Source organism: Candidatus Paceibacterota bacterium, assembly GCA_016782605.1.
Taxonomy (GTDB): Bacteria; Patescibacteriota; Minisyncoccia; order Minisyncoccales; family RBG-13-42-11; genus BS750m-G71.
In genome coordinates this window covers 1-20118 of the sequence record JADHYE010000004.1, presented here as the reverse complement: position 1 = coordinate 20118, position 20118 = coordinate 1, and the positions used below count along the sequence as shown (strand labels likewise).

Genomic DNA, 20118 nt, shown 5'->3' with positions numbered 1-20118 from the left:
TAAACCGTCAAAAAAAATATATACTCATTTTGTGGTTATTAATTGCTAGCTCAGCTTAGTTGGATTTATTTCTAACTAACTGGGCGAACAAAAATTTTACAAGCAGATGGTGGATGCCTTGGGAGATTGAGGCGACGAAGGACGTGGCGTGTCTGCGATAAGCCTCGGGGAGGTGGCTAGCAACCTTTGATCCGGGGATTTCCGAATGGGATAACCCTGCACTGCGATAAACAGTGCAACGCATTGTTTTGCAATGCGAGCAAACCTGGGGAAGTGAAACATCTCAGTACCCAGAGGAAAAGAAAACGAAGTTAATTCTCTTAGTAGCGGCGAGCGAAAAGGGAAACAGCCCAAACCTATTTTTTCGCAAGAGAAAATGGGGGTTGTAAGAAAATAGCGTCGGGAGCCGAGCACATAATTTTTTATGTGCTTAGTACCCGAGGGAGAACATTTTGGTGGAGGTTGGTTAGAAGAATCTCTCTGGAAAGAGAAGCCAAAGAAGGTAATAGCCCTGTATTCGAAAACTCCTTTACGCTCCTTGTTATTTATCTTGAGTATCCCGAGAAACGATATCCTTGGGAGAAACAAGCCGGACTAACCGGCTAAGGCTAAATACTCAATCTCACCGATAGTGAACCAGTACCGTGAGGGAAAGGTGAAAAGTAGGGAGGTGATCCCGGTGAAATAGAACCTGAAACCATCATGCTTACAAAGAGTCGGAGTCCGCCGCTGAGGCGGATGACGGCGTGCTTTTTGCAGAACGAGCCAACGAGTTTGACCATACAGCTTGTCTAAGCCCTTCTGGGGCGGAGACTCAGTGAAAGCAAGCGTTAATAGCGCGTTTTCGTTGTATGTTCAAGACCCGAAGCCAAGCGAGCTTGCCATGGCCAGGGTGAATTCCGGAGAAATCCGGGAGGAGGCCCGAACCCGTGAGCCGTTCAACACTCTGGGATGAGCTGTGGTAAGAAGTGAAAAGCTAAACGAGCTTGGTAATAGCTGGTTCTCCCCGAAATAGCTTTAGGGCTAGCGGTACCTCAATTTTTCCAGAGGTAGAGCACTGGAAGGAATTTCGTGGGCTTTGCCTAGATTTTCCTACCAAACTCCGAATGCTGGAAAAAAATAGTACCAGTAAGACTGTGGGGTCTAAGCTCCATGATCAAAAGGGAAACAGCCCAGATCTTCATCTAAGGTCCCTAAACTAAGCTAAGTGTACTTAAGGAAGTGAAGCGCCTATGATAGTTAGGAGGTTAGCTTAGAAGCAGCTACCCTTTAAAAAGTGCGTAATAGCTTACTAACTAAGGAGTTTTGCACCAAAGATTTATCGGGACTAAGCTTAGTACCGAAGATAAGGCTCTGCATTTTTTTCGAAAAGTGCAGGGGGTAGGGGAGCATTCTTCATCCAGCGAAGCTGAACTGTAAGGTTTGGTGGAGGATGGAGAAGAGAGAATGTTGGCATGAGTAACCGCAATGCCGCTGAGATAGCGGCACACCGAAAACCCAAGGTTTCCTTGGCAATGAAAATCATCCAAGGGTTAGGCGGTCCTTAGTCCGTGACCGAAAGGTTAGGATGATGGACAGCCGGTTAATATTCCGGCCCCCAAGCGCATTTCTGAAGAGTGACGCAGTTGAAGTTTCCGGGAAGATTATTGGATTTCCAGGTCAGGATTCGTTCTGACCGTCTCGGAGAGCAGACTGCCTAGAAAAACTCGTAGGGTTAAGTGCGTTTGGTCCGTACCGCAAAACCAACACAGGTGGGTTGGCGTAAACGCGCCAAGGTGAACGGGTGAAACCTCGTTAAGGAACTAGGCAAAAAAGTGATCGTAAGTTCGCAATAAGATCTACCGCCCTATGGGCGGTCGCAGCGAAAGTACCCCTGGCGGCTGTTTACCAAAAACACAGGTCCCTGCTAAACTCGTAAGAGGATGTATAGGGGCTGAGGCCTGACCAGTGCTGGAACGTTAATCCCGAGGGTGTTTGCCGCAAGGTGAATGCTCATTGGGTGAAGCGCCAGTGAACGTCCGCGGTAACTATAAAATCACGGATTGTAGTTAGAAAATTCGGCTATATGCGGGGAAGTCTGGTTGGCGTATAGTATACGTCATTTAAAAGTATCTAGTGTTACTAAGCTTTTTCAACGTCGAAAGCCAGTAAAAAGACACTAGTGCAGATTATCCGCAGGAAAGTTTCTTTGAGTGTCTTAAGGCTTATGGAACATTGGCTAAAAATAATTCCATTTAGAATCGGCTATTATTTAGCCGGCTTCGTAGATGGAGAAGGAAGTTTTAATCTCTCTGTTCGAAAAGGCGAAGGATATAGATATGGATGGCAATTGGGATTAAGCTTCAATGTTTCCCAGAGAGACAAAACAAATCTATATCTCTTAAAGAGATATTTAGGATGCGGAAGAATAAAAACAAGAAAAGATGGATTACATTCTTTTGTTGTCGAAAATTTCACTTCGTTAAAAGAGAGAGTAACTCCTTTCTTCGAACGATTTAATTTTCTTTCTTCTAGAACAAAGACGAATTTCTCAATCTTCAGAAAAATAGTATTCTTAATAGATAAAAAAGAACACTTGAATCCGGAAGGATTTAAGAAAATTCTTGATCTTAGAGAAATACTTAATGAAGGGAGAGGAAGAAAACGCAAATATAATTTAAAAGATGTTAATTTTGCTCAAAGAAAATCCCCAGAGACTATACGCCGAAATCCTGAAACAAATCAGGATATGATATAGTCCGATCTCTATGGCGACATAGAGGAGCCCGAAAGGGTGATAACGAAATGAACCGTGTTAAAGTAGCGTAATCCCTTGCCAGGTAAGTTCTGGCCCGCACGAAAGGCTTCACGACTTGGGGACTGTCTCAACGAGGCGCCCGGTGAAAACGCAATACCGGTGAAGATGCCGGTTACCTACGGCTAGACGGAAAGACCCCGGGAGCTTTACTGTAGTTAGACATTGGATTTTGGTTTTGATTGTGTAGCGTAGTGGGGAGTTCTCTCTTCGGAGAGGACGCCAATGAAACACCCATCTTTCAAGGTCTTTATCCTAATCTCGCTTTTAGCTGGAAACAGTGTTTAATGGGCAGTTTAAGTGGGGCGCTTGCCTCCTAAAAGGTAACGGAGGCGTTTATTAAGGTCGGCTAGGCACGGATGGAAATCGTGCTCGTCGTGTAAAGGCATAAGCCGGCTTGACTGCGAGAGGGATAACTTGAGCAGAGAGGAAACTCGAACTTAGTGAACCGACCGTGGTTAGTAGAACCGCGGAAGATCATCAACCAAAAGCTACCCCGGGGATAACAGGCTGGTAGAGCCCGCGAGTCCACATCAACGGCTCTGTTCGGCACCTCGATGTCGGCTCATCTCATCCTGGGGCTGGAGTAGGTCCCAAGGGTTTGGCTGTTCGCCAATTAAAGAGGTACGTGAGCTGGGTTCAAACCGTCGACTAGAGCTTGTTACTGTTAACAAGCTAGGCGGCCTGTGATAGTAATATCACAGTGAATAAATCGACTCATATCGGTAAATTCCTTGCATTACAATCTGTCGTATGTTAGGATAATACCGAGGGAAGTCGTGTATGAAAAAAATAATTTCGCAAACACAAAGATCATATTTAGCAGGATTTCTTGATGGAGATGGCAGTGTTTATGCACAACTAAAACCAAACAAAACATACAAATATGGTTTTCAAGTTGTGTATTATATTGTGCTATTTCAGTCACAAAAAGAACAAAATAATTTTGCTAAAATTTGTGCATTAATTAATCTAGGGCACTTAAGGGTTAGAAATGATGGAATTTTAGAATATATTGTTGGAACACAAGAGGGAATAAAGAAATTTATTGAACTGGTTAAGCCATATTCAGTAATGAAAAAAGCTCAACTAAATCTTCTAGAGAAAATCATTGTGTTGAAGAGCAGAATTAAAAATCAGAAAAATTTTAATGAACTTGCGAAATTAATTGATACTTTTCGCGAATTAAATTATTCTAAGAAACGAAAAGTTCGTATACTGACCCCGTAGAGACTTAACCTTAAATGGTTAGAGTCGCAAAAGAGCGGCTAAAACGTCGATTGCCCAATTTATTTTGGGTAATGGTATAGTCCATACATTTAGTAATAAGTGAGAAATATGCGTGAGACAGGTTGGTCCCTATCTACCGTAGGCGTCAAGTCTTGAGGAGGGTTGCTCTTAGTACGAGAGGACCGGAGTGAACTGACCTCTGGTGTACCAGTTGTTCCGCCAGGAGCATCGCTGGGTAGCTAAGTCGGGAACTGATAAGCGCTGAAAGCATCTAAGCGCGAAGCAGGCTCCAAGATCAGGACTTCCAGATTCCCCGAAGAACACGGGGTTGATAGGCTGCAGGTGTAAGTGTAGCAATGCATTCAGCCGAGCAGTACTAATAAATCATTGTTTTTTGTTCGCCCTTAAAAGTTGGGCTAGTAATTAATGACCAAGCCCCGCGATAGCGGGGCGAAGGTGAAGAAGAAAACTTTGTTTTCTTCGCCTTTCGCAAAAGCAAAAGGCGTTGAGGTGGCGGTAATACTGGAGATGTCCCACCCGTTCCCATTTCGAACACGGAAGTGAAATTCTTCAAGGCCGATGATAGTGAGTTTTCTCGCGAAAGTAGGTAGCCGCCACCCCAACGCCTTTTGCCAGGTAGTGAAAATTTGCCTCGCTTCACGATAGTTTTTAAAAAAAGGCAAATTTCTACTACCTGGTTTGGAACCAAAAAATCACCTGTTTTTGGGTGATTTTTTGTTTGATTGACAAAAATTAAACAATGTGTTATTATTGAAAATAATAAATAGTTCTTTTTATCGTTTATTTGCGAGTTTGTAGTCATAGCCAAAAGGCACTGATTTTTTCGGTGTTTGCTGGCTATGACTACAGAAGTAGCCCGCTAGCAGAGGGAGGAAAACGATGAATACTATCATCGGCGCAGATACGGCCAAACTGGCTGGTCTGCAAATTGATCTGTTGCAGAAAATTAGCGACGGACAGGTTAGTTTGGACCACTTGGGGTGGTTTAACAAATTGACCATGCAGGAGCGAGATCAGTTCTGCAACGGTTCGTACCCTATTGGTGAATCGCGCATCATTACCATTGACCGCACCCAACCATTTGACTCGGTAAAGTTACTGGGTCAAGGTTGGGCTATTGATGAGCAGGACGAGCGTTCGCTCGCTTTTGCTCAGGTGGATCTCGCCAGGGTTCAACTTAAGCACATGCTCGAGTCTGGCGAGAGTCACATCGGTGGCGAAGAGAAGTTGAAGCGCTTGAAGAAGGCGGGTCATATCCGTCTGGATGTCCAGGTCTTCCAGACGCTTTGGGAAAACCAGGTGTTGATTCCGGAATCCTGGAAAGAGAAGACGAATGGCAACCCGACCTTTATTTTCTTTGATACCATTCTTCGGGACTCGAGTGGTCGTCGCTGCGTTCTCTTTCTGTGCTGGGCTGATGGTCAGTGGAACTGGGGCTACCACTGGCTTGAGGACGACTGGGACGTCAGCAGTCCCTCGGCGGTTCTCGCAAGTATCTAATATTTTGAAAACTTCGTTTTCGTTCGCAAATCCTCCAAAAGTTTTTTGGGGGATTTATAATTTTGTGATACAATAATAATGGTAGTAGGCGAATATGCGGATGGTTACGGCTTTCCGCTTCGTTCCCAACGCCTTTTGCCAGGTAGTGAAAATTTGCCTCGCTTCGCGATAGTTTTTAAAAAAAGGCAAATTTCTACTACCTGGTTTAGAACCAAAAAATCACCTGTTTTTGGGTGATTTTTTGATTTGTCTTTATTCGCTGTCTCCGTCCTAATCTCAGTATTCATTTTCTAGTTCTGGATCTTCTTCGGAATCATCTTCTTCGGAATCTTTTTCTGAGTCCGATGATTCTTCCTCATTTTCCTCGTCCTCCAGGCAAACCGGGGAGACGAAAAGTTCGTCTTTCATCATGAGAATTTTAAAAAATAGTTAAAACTTTTTGTAATATTAGACCGACCTTGTCAAAGAGCGCTTCGCGCTCTTTTCCACCTTCGCTTACCGAAGTTTTAACTGAAACGGAAGAAGAGGTTTACCTCTTTGACCTCCTTCGGAAGCTTGGTTTTTAATTGCTAAGATTAGTATATTGATGCAAGAATCCTTGTCAATACCGGTTAATTAACAGGTCTTTAAATTTGGAAAATACTTTTGATTTATGATAAACCCCGTTAGAAATTTTTAATACCTTGTCTTCTGAAAAAATTTGTTTTTTGAGTGTTAACTGCGTTTTTTGTTAATTATTGCTATAAAATTTCTAACGGGGTAAAATTAGTTCAATGAAGAGGCGTCAAAGTATGAAAATTATCATATTGTTGATTTTAGCGGCGGCTATTTTCGTTGTTTTGAACTTGAGTGGTTTTTCAAAAAACATTAAAGATTTTTTTTATTCCGTATCAGCCCCTTCTCAAAAAGCCTTTTGGAGATTAGGGGATAATGTTTCCGGGTTTTTTAGCAGAATGGCAAAAACAGAAAGCTTGGAGAAAGAATTGGCGGATCTTAATTTAAAAAATCAGGAGCTTTTGAGTGAAGTGGTTGCTTCGCAAGAATTTAAAAAAGAGAATGAATTTTTAAGGAAGGCTTTGGATGTCGGCTTGGAAAAAGAATTCCAATTAGAGTTGGTTCAGATAATTAGCAAAGACGTTTCTGCAGATTCAATTTTAATCAATAAGGGAACAGGAGACGGAATTTCAGAAGGATTTCCGGTGGTTACCAGCCAGAAACTGCTTTTGGGGAGAGTCGGCAAGGTTTACCGGAATTTTTCAGAAGTGATTTTGATTTCAAACAAAAAAAGTTCTTTTGACGCGGAAATCAGAGAAAAGGAAATTTACGGAATAGTAAAAGGAAAAGGAAGCTTTGAGCTTTCCTTTGATTTGGTGCCAAAAGACAAAGAAATTTCTAATGGCGACTTGATTGTTACTTCTGCCTTGGGAGGCGTTTTCCCTCAGGGTTTTTTGGTTGGAAAAATCAAAGAAGTGAGAAAGTCGGATGTCGAGCAATTCCAGACAGCAGTAATAGATCCTGGCTTTGATATTGGAAATCTGGATTATCTGTTCGTTATTACTAATTTTTAATTGATGATTAAAAGAATTCTTTTTTTTATTTTCTTTTTCTATCTTTTGATTTTGATTCAGACCAGCTTTTTGGTTCATTTTAATATATGGGGCATTATGCCCAATCTTGTTTTGCTTGCGGTAATTCTTATCAATGTTTTTGGTCCCGGCCGGGAATCGGCCATAATTTCTTCTGTTGTCGGCGGCCTTTATCTGGATATTTTCTCTTTGAGCGGTTTTTTAGGATTTTTCGGCTCTTACACTCTCATTTTGATATTATTTTCCTTATTTTTGAAAATAGTTTTGAAACAATATGTTCGGATTCCAATCATTAAAAAGTTTTAAAGGGCAAAGAGGACTTCGTCCTCTTCTTTCACCTCGCTTCCATAAATGGAAACTCGGTAACAGGAGGATCCAGCTGGCTTCCAAACAGGATATTGAGCCGCATGAAATTATCCTGGATTCTCTGGCTGAAAAACAGGAGAAAGAATTCGGCTTTTCCGGCAGGAAGCTCGAGGTTCCCCTTATGCAGAAAATCATCAAGGGGTTTTATCTTTTTTGTTTTTTTATCCTTTTGATTCTTTTCTGCAAGACGTTCCAGCTCCAAGTAATAGAAGGAAAAGATTTTATGCAGTTGGCCAATAAGAATAAATTCATTATCCATCAAATTCGGGCAGAAAGGGGAGTGATTTACGATCGGAATTTTGAACAGCTGGTTTTTAATAAATCAACATTTAATTTAGTTTGCCAGAAAGCTGAGCTTTCCGAGCTTGAAGCTGAAAAAAAGAAGGTTTTTCGGGAGGTTGCCGGGATTTTAAAGAAAAATGTAGGAGAGCTTGAAAAAGAGATTGAAGAATCTGAATCAGACCAAGTTTTAGTGGCTGCAAATCTTTCTCATGAGGAATTAATTCTATTTGAAACAAAGATTGGCGCTTTGATCGGCTTTGAGATAGGCAGCAACGTTGTCAGAGAGTACAAAGACAGCGAAGTTTTTGCCCATCTTTTAGGCTATACCGGCAGGATACAAAGCAAGGAGCTTGAAGGAGATCCAGATTTTTATTTGGTTAATGACTATGTCGGCAGAACCGGCGTGGAAAGCTTCTATGAAAGCGCTTTAAGGAAGAATCCCGGGGAGTTGAGGATTAAAAGGGACGCTTTGGGCAATGCCATTTCAGAAGAAACAGTTTCTTTGCCTGAATCCGGGAACAGCTTGGTTTTGTGGCTGAACGCTGAACTTCAAAGGAAAATTACCACTGAGTTAAAAGCAATTTTACAGAATACAGGCACCAAGAAAGCAGTGGCCATTGCTTTGGATCCGAGAAACGGGGGAGTGCTGTCTTTGGTTTCTTTGCCTAGCTTTGACAGTAATCTATTCCAGAAAGGGGCTGACGAAAAAGCCTTGCAGTTTCTTTTAAACGATTCTCAGAAGCTTAATCCTCTTTTTAACCGGGCCATTTCCGGGAGATATCTGACAGGGTCCACGATCAAACCCTTGATTGCTTCCGCTGTTTTGAAAGAAGGAATAATTGATCCTGACAAAGAGATAAGCTGCCACGGACAGATTGAGATTCCCAATCCCTGGGATCCTGGCAATCCGACAATTAAAAAAGACAATGCCATTCACAGCTGGACTGACATGAGAAAAGCGATTGCCGAATCGTGCAATGTCTATTTCTATACGGTCGGCGGAGGATATGAAAAGCAGGACGGATTGGGCCCGACTAAGATCAAAGAGTATCTTGAATTGTTCGGCTGGGACGAAAAAACAGGAATTGACGTGCCCGGGGAAATTGCCGGATTCATTCCTGATCAAGCCTGGAAAAAGGAAAAAATTGGAGAAGCATGGTGGGACGGGGACACTTACAACTTAGCTATCGGCCAGGGCTATATTCAGATTACGCCTTTGGAAGTGGTTACTGCTTTTGGAGCAATTGCTAATGGAGGCATAATGTACCAGCCTCAAGTTGTCAAAGAAATAATTGACGGTTCAGGCCAACTGGTAGAGCAGTTTTCTTCAAAAGTTATCCGCCAGAATTTCATTGATTCTGAGTATCTTCAAATTGTCAGAGAGGGAATGAGGCAGGCAGTGACAGGAGAAAACAGTCCTCAAGCTTCTTCTGTTTTTTTAAATACTTTGCCCGTTTCTTCCGCAGCTAAAACTGGAACTGCTGAACTGGGAAGAGACCACTATAATAACTGGGTTACGGTTTTTGCTCCTTACGATAATCCTGAAATTGTTTTGACAGTGATGATTGAAGATATAATTGGAGTTCAAGCTGCTGCCTTGCCAGTGGCCAGAGCGGTTTTAGAGTGGTATTTTAATAAATAATAATTAAACTCAAATTTAATTTACATTCTCTATGCGCATTACTTTTGTTTATCTTGATTTAGCCACCGACGACCCGACCTATAGCGGTTATTTTTATCATGGTATTGCTTATCTTTCGGCAGTTTTAAAGAAGGATGGCCATCAAACCAATCTTATTCAACTTACTAAACAGATTTCTTTCGCTGAATTTCAAAAGAGAATAAAAGTCTTAAAACCAGATTTGATTAGTTTTTCTTCTACTTCTCATATGTTTCATTTGGTTCGGCAATATGCTGCCGTAGCTAAAGAAATCACTAAAGTTCCTATTATTTGTGGCGGAGTTCATCCAACAATTTGTCCGGAAGAAGTTTTGAGCGACGAAAACATTGATATGATTTGTCGTGGGGAGGGGGAGATGGCTTTTTCGGAGCTTTGCCAAAAAATTGAGAAGAAAGAACCTACTGAAAATATTGAGAGTATCTGGATTAAAAAAGATGGAAAAGTATTCAAAAATAAAATTAGACCATGCATCCCAGATCTTAATCAGTTGCCTTTTCCTGATCGGGAGATTTTTGACTACCCCCATCTTAATTTAGAAAAAAAAGGTGTGGGCACTTTTATGTTTTCTCGAGGGTGTCCTTATCAATGCGCCTTTTGCTGCGAGTTCGCTTTAAGAAAACTTTATCCCAACCCTCAAAATTATATTCGTTTTCGGTCTCCCCAATTGGCCATAGCAGAAATAAAAGAAACAATTAAAAAATACCCCTTTATTAAATTCGTCCGTTTTGATGACGATTTACTTTTTGTTGATAGGGGATGGGTTAAAGAATTTACAAAATTTTATCAGAAGGAGGTAGGACTTCCTTTTTCGGCTGATATGAGGGCGGATTTAGCTGATGAGGAACTTTTTAATACCCTAAAAGAAGCCGGAGCTCATCTTTTTCGATTCGGAGTGGAATCGGGCAATGATTATATTTTAAAAGAAGTTTTGAATAAAGGCATAACAACTGCCCAAATTAAAAAAGCTTTTAAGTTATCTAGAAAGAAAGGGATTAAAGCTCAAGCCTATAATATGATAGGAGTGCCTTGTGAGGGAGTAAAAGAAATTTTAGATACGATTAAATTAAACGCCCAAATTAAACCGGATATATCGGTTGTTTCTATTTTTTATCCATATAAAGGAACTCATCTTTATGATTTTTGCCTTCAAAAAGGCTTTCTTAAAGAAGAAAAAGAAAAAATTCCCCAAAATTATTATTCTTACTCTATTTTATCCTTGCCTACTATCAAAAAAGAGCAGATTGACTTTTTATTCCATTATTTCTATTTCTTAAAAAGAATCTACAGTTTCCTCTTTAAGTTGCCCTTTTCTCATCCTTTGGTTTTCTTGGTTGACAAAATTTTCAGCTTTAGATATGCTCCGAAGTTAATCAATGCGATTTTTAATCCTTTGCGAACGACCAAACGAAAAATTCTAAAAATATTTAGCCAAGAGATAAAACAGGATACCGAAGCCATCTCGAATTAGATTTTGACCTTAATGAAAAAATAAACTAAGATTAAAATATGGCGACGATTGAAGAATTAAGGAAAATTCGGTTGAAGAAGTTAGAGGCGATTAAAAAATCGCTTTTGAATCCGTATCCTGAAAAGAGCAAAAGAACCCATAGTGTTTTACAGGCTTTGGCTGATTTTAATGTTCTTTCCCGTTCCCAGAAAGAGATTGTTTTGGTTGGTCGTATTAAATCTCTGAGGGGACACGGCGGTTCTGTATTTTTGGATATTGAAGACGGAACAGGAAAGATTCAGGCTTTTTTGAAGAAAGATGGAGTAGGCGAGAAAAGATACAAGTTTTTTTCGGATGGTTTTGATATCGGCGATTTCATTGAATTGAGAGGGATTTTGTTTAAGACAAAAAAGGGGGAGAGGACAATAGAGATAAGCGATTTTAAGATGTTGGCTAAATCATTGCTGCCTTTGCCGGAAAAATGGCACGGGTTGCAGGACGTTGAAGAAAGATTCAGGAAAAGATACTTGGATTTGCTTTTTAATACTGAAGTAAGGAAGAAATTCGAGATTCGTTCAAAAATCATTCAGGAAATCAGGCAGTTTATGGAAAAACAAGGATTCTTGGCAGTGGAAACGCCTATTTTGCAGACGATTTACGGAGGAGCGGCTGCCAAACCTTTTAAAACACATTTAAATGCTTTAGACTTACCTTTATTTTTGCGCATTGCGCCAGAACTTTATTTAAAGAGGCTTTTGGTCGGCGGATTTGAAAAAGTTTACGAAATAGGCAGGGTTTTTAGAAATGAAGGCATGGACAGGTTTCATAATCCCGACTATACTATTTTTGAGTTCTACTGGGCTTATGCCGATTACAAAATGGCAATGAAATTAACAGAAGAAATGATTGAAATCGTTGTCAAGAACATATTCGGTAAGCTGCAGGTTGAATACGAAGGGAAAAAGATTGATTTTAAAACTCCCTGGCCGAGAATGGAATTCAACAGCTTGTTTAAAAAATATACAAAGATTGATCTGGAAGAGATAAACGAAAAAGCGCTGAAAGAAAAAGCAAAGAAGCTGGAAATTAAAGTTGAAAAAGGGGAGGGCAAGCCGGAAATGGCAGACAAAATTTTCAAGAAATACTGCCAGCCGAAAATCTGGAACCCCACTTTCATAATTCACTATCCTTCGTCTTTGAAGCCTTTGGCCAAAACCTTGGAAGATAATTTGAAAAGATCAGCCAATTTCCATTTGATTGTTGCCGGCTGGGAACTGGTTAATGCGTATTCTGAGTTGAATGATCCTTCAGAACAGCGAAAGCGCTTTAAAGAGCAGGAAAAGTTCTTTAAGGAAGGATTACAAGAGGCTCAGAGAATGGATGAGGATTTCATTGAGGCTTTGGAATACGGTATGCCGCCGGCTGCCGGATTCGGCATGGGGATTGATAGATTAGTCGCTTTATTAACTGATTCCCATTCTTTAAGAGAAGTTATATTATTTCCAACAATGCGTCCAAAAAGATAAAAAGCTCATTATGGAAAAAATTAAATTAAAAGTTATTGAAGAAATAGAAAAATCAAAAAAACAGCAGATTGAATTTTTGCAGAGATTAGTCCAAACTCATTCGGTAAATCCTCATATGGATGACCCGACAAAGTCTAGCCCCTATGATCCCATTGAATTAGAATTGGCAGAATTGATTTTTAAAAAATTGAAAGAGTTGGGCTTAGAGCCAAAATTTGAAAGCGTTTCTCCTTCTAGACCCAATGTGGTTTGTCAGTTTGGCAAAGGAAAGAAAACTTTAATTTTTAATGGTCACATGGATACTGTTCCGCCGGCCCAGGGATATGACTTTAATCCATTTCTGGGTTTTATAAAGAATGGGAAACTTTATGGCGCCGGTGCCTTGGATATGAAAGCTAGCCTTTGCTGTTATATTTTTATGGCAAAAGCTCTTTCGAAATTTGAGAAAGAATTAAAAGGAAAAATTTGTTTGCAATTCGTTATTGATGAAGAACCAATGGCCGCTTCACATTTCGGCACAAGGTATCTTTTAGAAAAGGGTTATACTGGCGATGCGGCAATAGTTGGAGAACCAGGAGCAAAAAAAATCACCATTGGAAATAGGGGTGGTTATAGATTCAAAATAGAAGTATTTGGGGACGCGGTCCATACCGGTTCAAGAGAATGGGAGCAGAAGAATCAAGGATTAAATGCTATATTGGAAATGGCGAAAGTAATTTATGCTTTACAAGATTTTAGCTTTCCGACAAAAGAACATCCGGTTTTTCCTAAAAGAAAAAATGTATTAACCTTTCCAGTATTAATTAAAGGTGGAAAAGCAATAAATATGGTTCCAGATTCTTGTTTGGCTTTTGGTGACGCAAGAATTCTACCCGGGATTACCAAAGAGTTCATGGAAAAAGAAATTAGAAAAAGTTTAGATAAGTTAGGGGTGAACTATAAGTTAACGCCAATCGTCTATGTGCCAGCAGTTTTTGTAAAACCATCAGAATTATTTATTCAAATTCTTAAAAAAAATAGTAAACAGATGCTAAAAAAAGAACCTTTAACTGAAGGTTCTGGTCCTTGGAGCGATATGTGGATGTTTATCGAGAAAGGGATTCCGGCTGTGAATTTCGGTTGCGATGGTAAAGGAGCACACGATAGAAATGAATACGTGGAACTAAAAAGCATGATTGATGTAACAAAAATTTATGCCTTAACCACTCTTGATTTTTTATGTTAGATATTAAATTCATTCGTGATAATTCAAAGAAAGTGGAACGAGCTTGCCAGGAAAAGAATGTCAAAGTTGACATTGACGAGCTTTTGGATATTGATAGGAGGAGGCGGGAAGCTTTGCAGGGTATAGAAGATATGAGAGCCAAAAAGAATAAAGCCAACAAGGAAATCCAGAAAACTGCCAGCTCAAGGGAAAAGAACAAGATTATTCTGGAGATGAAGGAATTAGACAGAAATAGCGACAGGTTGGATAAAAACTTGAAAGATCTGGAAAAGAAGTTCCATAAGCTGATGTATGAACTTCCAAATATTCCTTTTAATGAAGTTCCTAGTGGCAAGGATGAGAATGATAATGTTGTTGTAAAAGAGGTTGGTGAAAAAACCAGATTTAATTTTAATCCAAAAGATTATTTAGAAGTTGCCGAATCATTAGATTTAATTGATGTTAAAAGAGCAGCTAAAGTTTCAGGAACTCGTTTTGGTTATTTAAAGAACGAGGCAGCTTTGCTTGAGTTTGCTTTGATAAACTTAGCTTTTGATACTTTAGTTAAAGAAGGATTTATTCCAGTTATCCCACCGGTTATGTTGAGGCCTGAAATGTTGGAGAAATCTGGTCATCTTTCAGAAAGAGATAAGCCAGAGAGGTATTTTATTGAAAAAGACAATGTATATCTGGCAGGAACCGCTGAGCAGCCGATTGCCGGCATGCATGCAGATGAGGTTTTTGAGGAAAAAGATTTACCTCGCAGATACCTTGGTTTTTCTACTTGCTTTAGACGGGAAGCTGGCGCTTATGGTAAAGATACAAGGGGAATTTTAAGGGTTCATCAGTTTGATAAAATAGAAATGTTTAGTATTTGTCATCCGGAAAAAACGAGAGAAGAACATGAATTCTTGTTATCTTGCCAGGAAAAATTAATGAATGCTTTAAAAATTCCTTATAGGGTTATTAATATTTGTACTGGAGATCTTGGTTTTCCAGCAGCTGCTTGTTACGACATTGAAGCATGGCTGCCAAAAGAAAATCGCTATCGTGAAACACACAGCACTTTTAATGATACAGACTTCCAAACAAGGCGTTTGAATATCCGTTATCGAGATTCAAAGACAAAAAAGTTAGAATTTGCTCATGCTTTAAATGGCACCGCTTTTGCCATAGGAAGAATTATTATCGCTATAATTGAAAATTATCAGCAAAAAGACGGAAGTGTTCAGATACCGGAAGCTCTTCAACATTATCTAAAAGGGTTAAAAATGATTAGAAAGGAAAATTAACTACTTATGAGAAAGATTTTGGTTTTTGGAACTTTTGACAATCTTCATAAAGGACATTTAAGCTTTTTTAGGCAAACAAAAAAGTATGGCGATTATTTAATAGCAGTGGTTGCTAGGGATAATACAGTTAAAAAAATAAAAAAACGCTCGCCTTTTAAGAGTGAAAAAGAAAGATTAAGAGATGTTAGTGTTTGTAAGTTAGTTAATAAAGCAGTATTAGGCTACAGGAATAACCCGTATCGAATCATTAAAGAAATAAATCCCGATGTAATTTGTTTAGGTTACGACCAAAAAACATTTATCAGAAATTTATCTGCAGAGTTAAAAAAGATAAATTCTAAAATAAAGCTTTATAAATTGAAAGCTTATAAACCGGGGAAATTTCATTCAACTATCTTAAATAAAATTAAATGAACCCCGTTAGAAGTCTTGGGCAGAAAAAATTAGATTAATTTTTTCTGCTCTGCAATAACGGGGTATTACCAAAAATAAATATCTGTCTGAAATTAGTTCCAAACTATATAAAGACAGACTTCTAACGGGGTGAAAGAAGTAAGAATTTTAATCAACGGTCTTGAGACAAACTACAAAATTGCAGGTTCAGGCCCTGCGATTTTGGTTTTGCACGGTTGGGGAGGTTCGTCTGATTCCTGGGTAAAAATCCAGGAGATTTTAAGCGAGAAAGGATATCAGGTTATTACTCCTGATTTTCCGGGATTCGGTGCTACGGCCAATCCGCCTGTAGCCTGGGGCGTGGAAGAATACGCTGATTTTGTTTTGCGGTTCGCTGAGAAGCTGGAACTTGATAAATTCTTCCTTTTGGGGCATTCTTTCGGAGGAAGGATAGCCATTAAATTTTCCGCTTTGCATCCCAATAAATTGAAAAGCCTTATTCTTGTTGGTTCAGCCGGGCTGCAGCGGAGTAAAAGCTGGAGTTTAAGACAAAGAGTTGTAATCAAAGGATTAAAGTTTTTCCATTTCTTAGCTAAATTGCCGATTTTGAACATTTTCCATAATTCCTTGCGTCGGGCAATATATATTTTTTCTGGAACCGGGGACTATTATGCGATAAAAAGCCCGGTAATGAAGGAAACTTTTAAAAAGGTTATCGAGGAGGATTTGTTTGATTGCTTGCCTCAGATAAAGAATAAAACATTGGTAGTTTGGGGCGAAAAAGACAATCTGACGCCGCAAAGTATTGCCCATTTATTGAAGGAGAAAATCGCTGATTCGGAATTGGCGATAATCCCCGGTGTCGGTCACAGTCCTCATTTAAAAGCGCCGGAACAATTATCCGAAACTATTTTAAAGTTTTTGAATAAATAAATTATGTTTTATCTTTTAAGCTCTCTTTGGCTGGTTAGGACGACAAAAGCGGTTTTGTTCTGGTTTTACCTTTGGCAACTGAAAGAATATCATATTGGCAGGTTTCTGGATCATTTCCGCACTGAAAAAGGCAAGAATCTGCTTTTCAGCAAATTGAATGTTTTTAAAATATTCTTATTGATTCTTTTTCCTTTTTATCCTGTTTTAGTTTTCTTTTTGATTCTTTTTTTATATATCTTTGAATCTTTTAAAGTTACCTTGGATATCTTGAAGAGAAGATTGAGGAGGCCGGTTCTGACTAAAAAGACCGCCTTTTTAATATTAATGGGATTGCTTACTGAGGGATTGATTGTTTTCTTTGTTTTTTCAAATATTAATAACATTCGCTTGTTCGCTTTCTGGCTTTTAGTTTTTGATGTTTTTCTTCCGGTTATTGCTTCTTTGATCGTTCTTCTTTTCCAACCATTTGCTGTTTTGCTGAGAAACCGGATTATTCAGAAAGCGAAAGAAAAAAGAAAAAGGTTTGGGAATCTGTTGGTTATCGGCATTACCGGCAGCTACGGTAAAACTTCGACCAAGGAGTTGTTAGCTGATATTTTATCTTTTAAATACAAAGTTTTGAAAACAAAAGAGCATCAAAACTCAGAGGTGGGCATTTCCCAATGTATTTTAAATGATTTGAAAGACGAACACGAGGTTTTTGTCTGTGAAATGGGAGCTTATAACAGGGGAGGGATAAAGTTATTGTGCGATATCGCTTTGCCGAAAATAGGTATTTTGACCGGAATCAACGAGCAGCATATGGCTACCTTCGGTTCCCAGGAAAACATTGTTAAAGGAAAATACGAGCTGATTGAAAGTTTGCCAGAAGACGGTGTAGCTTTTTTTAACGCAAAGAACAAATATTGTTTGGGGCTTTGTGATAAAACTAGCATTAAGAAATTCTTATACGGCCAGGAAGCCAGGTTTGCTGGAGAGGAGAATATTCTGGGAGCTGTGGCTGTGGCCCGTGAATTGGGAGTACCGGAAGATGAAATTTCCAGGTTTGTTGAAAAAGTTGATAAAGTTCCAGGCGTCCAAATTAAAAAGGGAATTAACGGTTTGACTGTTATTGATTCCACGTATTCTGCTAATCCTGATGGGGTTATGGCGAATCTGGAATATTTGAAGAGTTTTTTCGCTCAAAGAGATGAATCTCTTTTTGACCTTCGCTATCGCTCGGTGAAAAAAGTAATCGTTATGCCTTGTTTGATTGAATTGGGTCGTGCTTCGAAAGAAGTGCATTTGAGGATTGGTCGGAAGATTGGCGAGGTTTGTGATTTAGCTATAATTACAACTAAAGATAGACTTAAAGAAATTAAAGAAGGAGCAGGGGATAAGGCCGTGTTTATTCCAGATGCCAAAGATATTTTTAAAAAGATTGAAAGTTTTTGCAAAGAAGGAGACGTGGTGCTTTTGGAAAGCAGGGTGCCAAAACAATTAATTAAGAGTTTATTATGAATTTGATAAAACCAATTTCAATATCTTTATCGCCAAACGTCGAAAAAGACGATGTCCGATTAGCTTTTAAGTTGCTTTTTTCCGCCATAGGCGGACCCGCCTTGGGCTGGCAGCCCTGGCGAGATGGTCCAGCAATCAAAGAACTGGAAGATGAGTTTAAAAAATATCTTGGGGTGAAACATGTTGTTTCTTTTAATAGCGGAAGGTCAGCTTTAATGGCTATTCTTGAATCTTTAGGATTGAAGAAAAATGATGAAGTCTTGCTTCAGGCTTTTACCTGCAATGCAGCTTCTAATCCTATAATCTGGTCGGGATTAAGGCCTATTTACGTGGATTGCGACGAGAAACCTTTTAATATTGATACAGCTGATTTGCAGAAAAAGATTGGTTCTCAAAGCAGGGCAGTAATGGTTCAGCATACTTTCGGTTTACCAGCAGCTATGGAGGAAGTTTTGGAGGTTTGCCAAAAAAACAATTTAATTCTGATTGAAGATTGCGCTCATGCTTTGGGAGCAAACTATAAAAGAAAGAAGGTGGGTACTTTTGGCAAAGCTGCTTTTTTCAGTTTTTCTCGAGATAAGATTATCTCTTCTGTTTACGGCGGAATGGCTGTGACTGATGATGATGAACTGGCTAGAAGACTGAGGCAGTTCCAAAAGCAAGTCGGATATCCTTCTCGCTGTTGGACTTTCCAGCAATTATTGCATCCTGTGTTGATGAACTGGCTGATTCTACCGACTTATAAGATATTCGGCAAATATTTACTTGTTTTGTTTCAGTGGCTTCGGGTTTTATCAAAAGCTGTCCACTGGAAGGAAAAAAGGGGCAAAAGGCCCTGCCATTTTCCCAAAAGAATGCCCAATGCCTTGGCTATGCTTGCTTTAAATCAGTTTAAAAAGTTAGAGAAGTTTAATAATCATCGTCGGGAAATTGCTGATTTTTACTATAATGAATTAAAGAATACTGGCTTTGAATTACCCTTGGATTCAGTTGATTCAAAGCAAACTTTTTTAAGGTTTACGATAAAACACTTAAAAGCGCACGAGATTATTAAATCAGCCTGGCAGAAAAATATTTTAATAGGGGATTGGTATACGACTCCTATTGCTCCTTATGATACCAGATTGGAAAAGGTAGGATATATATTGGGTTCTTGTCCTCAAGCTGAAAAATTGGCTAAAGTCGTTTTAAATCTGCCGACTCATATCAATATATCTGAGAAAGAAGCGAAAATAGTTTCAGATTTCATTAAATCTTATGGAGATTAAGGAAATACAGGATAAAAAGATTTGGGAAGATTTTCTTTTGTCGTTTACTGATAAAACCTTTTTACAATCCTGGAACTGGGGAGATTTCAATAAGGCTATGGGGAATAAGATTTGGAGACTTGGTATTTATGATTGGAATGAATTAGTTGGAACAGCTTTGGTTTCAAAGGTTTCTGCCAGAAGAGGAACTTTTTTATTGATTCAGCATGGTCCAAATGTAAAAACAGAAAGTAAAAAGCTGGAAGTTTTAAATGCGCTTTTGGAAGAATTGAAAAAGCTCGGTGAAAAAGAGGGAGCTTGTTTTATAAGAATGAATCCTTTGTGGGGGGACAAAGACATTTTTACAAAGCTTGGTTTTAAAACAGCCCAAATGCATGCCAATGCTTATGAAGCTACCTTGAAGCTTGATATTAGTTTGCCAGAGCAAGAGCTTTTGTCTGATATGCGCAAAACCACCCGCTACCTTATCCGCCAGGCTCAAAAGAATCCTGAAATTGAAATTTCAAAAAGCAATGAGATGAAAGACGTGGCGCTTTTTGACAAGCTTAATAAAGAGGTTGCCAGGCATCAAAAGTTTGTTCCTTTTTCCCTTGATTTTGTTAAGAATGAGTTTGATGTTTTATCAAAGGATAATCAAACTTTATTATTTTTCGGCAAGTACAAAGGCGAGATTGTTGCTTCAGCTTTGGTTGTTTTTTGGTCTGGCATTGCTTTTTACCATCAGGCAGCTTTATCTCCGAAATATCATAAAATACCTGTTGCCTATCTTTTGCAGTGGGAGGCGATAAAAGAAGCAAAAGAAAGGGGATGTAAGACATATGATTTCTGGGGGTTTGTTGATCCCAAAGAAAATCCCAATCATCCTTGGGCAGGCCCGACCCTTTTTAAAATGGGCTTTTCCGGAGAACTTTATCAGTACTTAAAGACGCAGGATTTTCCTTTATCTTGGAAATACTGGCTGACTTTCGCTTTTGAGAAATTGAGGAAAATTAAAAGAAGCCTTTAGATGAAGCATTACAGGAAATCGCACAGATACAAGAGGAAAAAACCGATTTATCGCAATCGTTTTTTTTGGTTTTTTCTTTTGTTTTTGAT

At 39.2% G+C, this 20118-nt stretch carries 13 protein-coding genes and 2 rRNA genes; all 15 read left to right on the top strand.

Features of this window, described 5'->3' with window-relative positions; genetic code table 11:
* Positions 1-86 precede the first annotated feature (86 nt).
* The 15 genes from ISS83_02065 to ISS83_01995 all read left to right on the top strand — a co-directional run bounded on the left by ISS83_02065 (position 87) and on the right by ISS83_01995 (position 20029).
* Positions 87-4425, top strand: a 23S ribosomal RNA gene (locus tag ISS83_02065).
* 108 nt (positions 4426-4533) lie between these two features.
* Positions 4534-4644, top strand: a 5S ribosomal RNA gene (gene rrf / locus ISS83_02060).
* A 280-nt stretch (positions 4645-4924) separates the two neighbouring features.
* Positions 4925-5545, top strand: a complete 621-nt coding sequence (locus tag ISS83_02055) for a hypothetical protein (GenBank protein ID MBL7142416.1) — start codon at positions 4925-4927, stop codon at positions 5543-5545.
* A gap of 791 nt (positions 5546-6336) precedes the next feature.
* Positions 6337-7113: a rod shape-determining protein MreC gene (gene mreC / locus ISS83_02050; GenBank protein ID MBL7142415.1), complete on the top strand. Its 777-nt coding sequence runs from the start codon at positions 6337-6339 to the stop codon at positions 7111-7113.
* A gap of 3 nt (positions 7114-7116) precedes the next feature.
* Positions 7117-7437, top strand: a complete 321-nt coding sequence (locus ISS83_02045) for a hypothetical protein (GenBank protein MBL7142414.1) — start codon at positions 7117-7119, stop codon at positions 7435-7437.
* Positions 7406-9421 carry a penicillin-binding protein 2 gene (mrdA, locus tag ISS83_02040; GenBank protein ID MBL7142413.1) on the top strand — a complete coding sequence of 672 codons (2016 nt, stop codon included), beginning with the start codon at positions 7406-7408 and terminating at the stop codon, positions 9419-9421. The genes ISS83_02045 and mrdA overlap by 32 nt, the downstream gene beginning before the upstream one ends.
* 31 nt (positions 9422-9452) lie before the next feature.
* Positions 9453-10928, top strand: a complete 1476-nt coding sequence (locus tag ISS83_02035) for a cobalamin-dependent protein (GenBank protein MBL7142412.1) — start codon at positions 9453-9455, stop codon at positions 10926-10928.
* 38 nt (positions 10929-10966) lie between these two features.
* Positions 10967-12433: a lysine--tRNA ligase gene (lysS, locus tag ISS83_02030; GenBank protein ID MBL7142411.1), complete on the top strand. Its 1467-nt coding sequence runs from the start codon at positions 10967-10969 to the stop codon at positions 12431-12433.
* Positions 12434-12443: 10 nt separating this feature from the next.
* Complete coding sequence (locus ISS83_02025) at positions 12444-13658, top strand: M20 family metallopeptidase (protein MBL7142410.1); 1215 nt, start codon at positions 12444-12446, stop codon at positions 13656-13658.
* Entirely contained in the window at positions 13652-14929 is a 1278-nt protein-coding gene (serS, locus tag ISS83_02020; GenBank protein MBL7142409.1) for a serine--tRNA ligase, read from the top strand. Before ISS83_02025 ends, serS begins: the two co-directional genes overlap by 7 nt.
* 6 nt (positions 14930-14935) lie before the next feature.
* On the top strand, positions 14936-15343 hold the full coding sequence (locus ISS83_02015; protein ID MBL7142408.1) for an adenylyltransferase/cytidyltransferase family protein: 408 nt from the start codon (positions 14936-14938) through the stop codon (positions 15341-15343).
* Positions 15344-15472: 129 nt separating this feature from the next.
* Positions 15473-16255 (top strand): alpha/beta hydrolase, encoded by a 783-nt coding sequence (locus ISS83_02010; protein MBL7142407.1) that lies wholly within the window; start codon positions 15473-15475, stop codon positions 16253-16255.
* Positions 16256-16258: 3 nt separating this feature from the next.
* Positions 16259-17755 carry a hypothetical protein gene (locus ISS83_02005; GenBank protein ID MBL7142406.1) on the top strand — a complete coding sequence of 499 codons (1497 nt, stop codon included), beginning with the start codon at positions 16259-16261 and terminating at the stop codon, positions 17753-17755.
* Positions 17752-19023 carry an aminotransferase class I/II-fold pyridoxal phosphate-dependent enzyme gene (locus ISS83_02000; GenBank protein MBL7142405.1) on the top strand — a complete coding sequence of 424 codons (1272 nt, stop codon included), beginning with the start codon at positions 17752-17754 and terminating at the stop codon, positions 19021-19023. The genes ISS83_02005 and ISS83_02000 overlap by 4 nt, the downstream gene beginning before the upstream one ends.
* Positions 19013-20029: a peptidoglycan bridge formation glycyltransferase FemA/FemB family protein gene (locus ISS83_01995; protein ID MBL7142404.1), complete on the top strand. Its 1017-nt coding sequence runs from the start codon at positions 19013-19015 to the stop codon at positions 20027-20029. The genes ISS83_02000 and ISS83_01995 overlap by 11 nt, the downstream gene beginning before the upstream one ends.
* Positions 20030-20118: the final 89 nt, after the last annotated feature.

Excerpts from the sequence above, each read along its gene's own strand:
- ISS83_02055 (MBL7142416.1), top strand. The coding sequence starts at position 4,925 with ATGAATACTATCATCGGCGCAGATACGGCCAAACTGGCTGGTCTGCAA.
- mreC (MBL7142415.1), top strand. The coding sequence starts at position 6,337 with ATGAAAATTATCATATTGTTGATTTTAGCGGCGGCTATTTTCGTTGTT.
- ISS83_02045 (MBL7142414.1), top strand. The coding sequence starts at position 7,117 with ATGATTAAAAGAATTCTTTTTTTTATTTTCTTTTTCTATCTTTTGATT.
- mrdA (MBL7142413.1), top strand. The coding sequence starts at position 7,406 with ATGTTCGGATTCCAATCATTAAAAAGTTTTAAAGGGCAAAGAGGACTT.
- ISS83_02035 (MBL7142412.1), top strand. The coding sequence starts at position 9,453 with ATGCGCATTACTTTTGTTTATCTTGATTTAGCCACCGACGACCCGACC.
- lysS (MBL7142411.1), top strand. The coding sequence starts at position 10,967 with ATGGCGACGATTGAAGAATTAAGGAAAATTCGGTTGAAGAAGTTAGAG.
- ISS83_02025 (MBL7142410.1), top strand. The coding sequence starts at position 12,444 with ATGGAAAAAATTAAATTAAAAGTTATTGAAGAAATAGAAAAATCAAAA.
- serS (MBL7142409.1), top strand. The coding sequence starts at position 13,652 with ATGTTAGATATTAAATTCATTCGTGATAATTCAAAGAAAGTGGAACGA.
- ISS83_02015 (MBL7142408.1), top strand. The coding sequence starts at position 14,936 with ATGAGAAAGATTTTGGTTTTTGGAACTTTTGACAATCTTCATAAAGGA.
- ISS83_02005 (MBL7142406.1), top strand. The coding sequence starts at position 16,259 with ATGTTTTATCTTTTAAGCTCTCTTTGGCTGGTTAGGACGACAAAAGCG.
- ISS83_02000 (MBL7142405.1), top strand. The coding sequence starts at position 17,752 with ATGAATTTGATAAAACCAATTTCAATATCTTTATCGCCAAACGTCGAA.
- ISS83_01995 (MBL7142404.1), top strand. The coding sequence starts at position 19,013 with ATGGAGATTAAGGAAATACAGGATAAAAAGATTTGGGAAGATTTTCTT.